The organism is Phormidesmis sp. 146-33 (assembly GCF_052939515.1).
In genome coordinates this window covers 1-3709 of record NZ_JBJPHU010000232.1, presented here as the reverse complement: position 1 = coordinate 3709, position 3709 = coordinate 1, and the positions used below count along the sequence as shown (strand labels likewise).

Below are 3709 nucleotides of genomic sequence, written 5' to 3'. Positions count from 1 at the left end.
GGGTGAGAGGTTCTGACTGTCAAGGGTTCACTTCGCTTCGCTACGTCACTTCGCTTTGCTACGTGCCCTTGACAGTCAGAACCTCTCACCCCGAATAGAGTTAACAGGTGAGGGCAATGAGAAAGAATGGTCTATACAGAAACAGGAAGGGAAACGGGTGAGCCACAGGCGAAGTGGATCGCCATGTCCTCACCTGGGAACGCCTCATACAGGGCTAGACGCTGATCAATCAGGTACTCATCCTCAATAACGGTAGATGGGTTGGTTTGCTCGTCTCTCAAGAGTGCAAATAGCTTTAGCCCCTCTTTCGTTTCCTGATATCTCAGTTGAGGTTGATGCCCAATCGACTCAAGTAATTCAAGCGTCTCGTTTACCGATCGACTCTGAATTTGTGAAAGGTCGATGTACCAGAGAATTTGGCCTGCTTTGGGAATTCGCTTCATTTGACATCGGTTCATGGCTTCACCTCAGTTCTAAATTTGCACTTGTAAAGTTTGCCTTTGACTTGTCTAGCACCTAACGACACAACCAACGTTTTGTCTGTTTGGGTAATTCTTTCTGCCTTTTGACGACACTTTGATTCTGCCTCCTCTTGAGAGTTAGCAAATGTGTCATCTTCCCATTCTTCTGTTTTTGCCTCTGGGTCTTCAAGAATGGGGTGGATAGGCAGAATTGTGGGTTTAGTAGGTTGAGCCGGCCTGTAGCTTTGACTTGGTAGGTTCTGTCCATTAGGAACACCCACGGGAACGGGATACATCTCGTTTGGTTCACAGGAACTAAGCAGTATTCCGATGCTCAGAGCGATCGCGAATTTGTAAGGTCGTGACCAGCAACAGAGTTGCTGCCACGTCAGATAAGGCACCATATATTTGCTCCTTCGGTTGTTGAACTCAACTAGGGGGAAGTCGTCTTAGAGGGTGTTCCAAGCACTTCTCTAAGGCGCGTAGTCCTTTGAAGCTTAGAATATCAGGGTTTACCTCAAATTCTCTACTGTCACTTCAACTTGGTAGATACTCGTTAACAACTTTGCTAAAGACTGAGAAGCTGATTTCTTCGATCGCAGGATGCTTCTGGCTGAGTCTTTAGCCTCATCTAAACTCGTTAACGAGTTTGCTTTATCTAGGCGAAGATTGAGGGATTCAATTTCAAGTCTCAAGTCCTGGATCATCTTCCATTGAGTCTTAATGATTTCACTATCTGAATACCTGTGTGGATCATCGTGTTCTAAATCATCATCTTCTAAACCGTCATCTTTTTCGTTTTCTAAATCTTGTGATCGTAAAGCCGTTAACGGCTTATTAGCCTGCCCTGAATACTTCTCTCTAAATTCATCAATTAAAGCTTGAACCTCAGACTTAATCGGTATAGGCACACGAACATGAGTTGATTCATAAGGTGCCTTGTTTCCTCTTCCTCCAACTGGTTTAGCCATACATAAACTCGTTAACATCTTTTATATCATAAAGATGTTAACGAGTTACGTCAATACCTGTTAACGGGTTATGCTCTCTCATCGTATCCAGACATTTTGGGGACAAAGTTGAGAACATTTCCACTGTCTCTAAAATCATCCACCTTGTTTGTAACGTGTGGACTGGGAATCTCTAGTCTGAAGTTTTGGAAGAAGTCTTTCTCCACGATCGTGATCGACCGACTGTGAGGAGGTTCGATCAGACTGACACCTGCTTTTTTCATCTGACGCTTTGAGTAGTCGAAACTTTGTCTGCCAAATACCTCTCTTGCTTCAGCGCTACTGAATCGCTGAACGTATAGCCAGACAGAGACCAACCTGGCAGCTTTCACAGGTTTGTAGAATTCCATAAGTTTTAGCTGAACCTGGTCTACAGTCTGCATTTTTGCCTCCGAGCCAACAAATTTTGTCAAAAGATACTGAAGGATGACTACTAAATTATCCTGTTTTCTGAAAGTGAGAGTGATCGGGTTAGACCGCTTATAGACAGTGCCATTGAACTCAGCTTCAAAAGGGGGAACGGGAAACTCCATTCCATCGTAGAGAGGGGTGTATGAAGAAGGTTCAAGTCCATCATTCTGAATAGATGAGGTATCGATACCCTTCGCTTCTAGCTTCAGAGTGGAAGCAAGAAAAACCGTTATCAATTGTTCTTCATGTGATTCGGGCATTTCTCCAGCCGGCCACTCGTACATCTGAAACGGCCTCAATAGATCCTCAATCGTGTGAAGTTCCTTCAATTTCAGATATTGCCGTCTCAGAGTAGCCTCTACCCTGAGAACTCCATCTGCCAGAGATTCACAGTGATCGACCCAACTCAAACACGCTCTCGACTTGAGTAAAGCTTTCCGATCGTGCTGCTTGAATTCGGGAAGCTTTTCATAAAACTTCAGTGAGTAGGTTGTCCCTGCAAACATGAGGGCAGTTGGGTAGATGATTGGCTTTTTGCGAGGAAAGTGAATCCGCTTTAGCGACTCTAGAAAGTTGTGACAGGACTGCTGACTCGGAAACTTCCAGGTGTAGCAAATATCGACTCGAAAGACTTGCCACGTCATCACATCTGGGAGCAGCGCCCTGGTCTTTAGTTTGAATTGAGTTTCGAGCGATCGCTTGAGATGTCGAAGGGCTGCCACAAAATCGTAAAGCAGGTGAATGTTATGCCCATACCAGTATTTAGGGACTGAAAATTCTAGGGACAATTTGCAGTCAGGCTCATAACGGCTAGGAAGATCCCACCTCAATTCCCTATGAAAACTCTCGCCATCAGTCTTGGCCATCCCTGAAACACGTCTAAAAAGCAAATCTCCAGTGAACTCATTTAACAGAACCCACTGCCAGCGATCGCAGTCAGCAGAAACTTGACGAATGCGTTTGTACTGGCTCTCGCTGAGAGGGATTCCAAGCTTAAGAGTGTCGATCATAGAAAATTTCTGGGGGGCGGCAGATAGGACATATTAGTCGAGATGTTGAAATTTCAACAGGATGTTGCACTGTTAGTAGGAATCTGCAACATCAGAGTCTACATTTGAGTCACTGATAAGACTCATGAGATGAGGTTGGCTCGATCGAGGGCAGTTGGAAGAAGATTCTTTCAACACAACCCCTAGGGTTTGGATTGAAGTCTCTCGTATTGCCGGGAAAGGTTTAACCCTTCCAGAAATCGGTAATGGGATTTGTCGATCGCTAAAAATTGACAAAAATTGATTGCGAAAGTTAGCTTGCTCGATTGGAAAAAATGACTCAGCTCCAGACAGTGAGTAAGTTACTAATCGGGGCTTAAGGGCCGACGGAATGTTTAAAATTTTCACGTCCGTTGATCGATCGCTGAAAATTGACAAAAATTGTCTGGAACGTCTAGGGGTTCCGGCGGCAAAAAACTAAGGCAAATTTAGAAGTGAGTAAGTTACTAGTCGGGGCTTAAGGGCCGACAAAGTGTTTAGAATTCTCGCTACGGTTTCTGTCTCTCTTACCCTACCTTTGAGCGAAGGAAATTTTACGGTCTGCTTGAGTGCGATCGACTTTGACCGGGTGGCTCGGTAGTTTCCGTTTTCTTTCCTTCGCTCTTAGAGCGAAGCTGGAACTAACGATGGCGATCGAGGAGTTGACGTGCTATGTAAAGGGGCAAGTTGGAAAAGTCTCATCGCTTCGTTGCTTTCTCATTGCCCTCACTGGATAAAGTCGTAGGGTGAGAGGTTCTGACTGTCAAGGGTTCACTTCGCTTCGCTACGTCACTTCGCT

4 protein-coding genes are annotated in these 3709 nt (G+C 45.0%); all 4 read right to left on the bottom strand.

Annotated elements, in window-relative coordinates; genetic code table 11:
- Positions 1-131 precede the first annotated feature (131 nt).
- Positions 132-458, bottom strand: coding sequence for a hypothetical protein (locus tag ACJ2PR_RS35360; protein ID WP_446880562.1), 327 nt, complete (start codon positions 456-458; stop codon positions 132-134).
- Complete coding sequence (locus ACJ2PR_RS35355; protein WP_446880561.1) at positions 455-865, bottom strand: hypothetical protein; 411 nt, start codon at positions 863-865, stop codon at positions 455-457. The genes ACJ2PR_RS35360 and ACJ2PR_RS35355 overlap by 4 nt, the downstream gene beginning before the upstream one ends.
- A 108-nt stretch (positions 866-973) precedes the next feature.
- A complete protein-coding gene (locus tag ACJ2PR_RS35350; protein WP_446880560.1) occupies positions 974-1432 on the bottom strand; it encodes a hypothetical protein in 459 nt (152 codons plus the stop codon).
- Between the two features lie 68 nt (positions 1433-1500).
- On the bottom strand, positions 1501-2892 hold the full coding sequence (locus ACJ2PR_RS35345) for a phage/plasmid replication domain-containing protein (protein ID WP_446880559.1): 1392 nt from the start codon (positions 2890-2892) through the stop codon (positions 1501-1503).
- Positions 2893-3709: the final 817 nt, after the last annotated feature.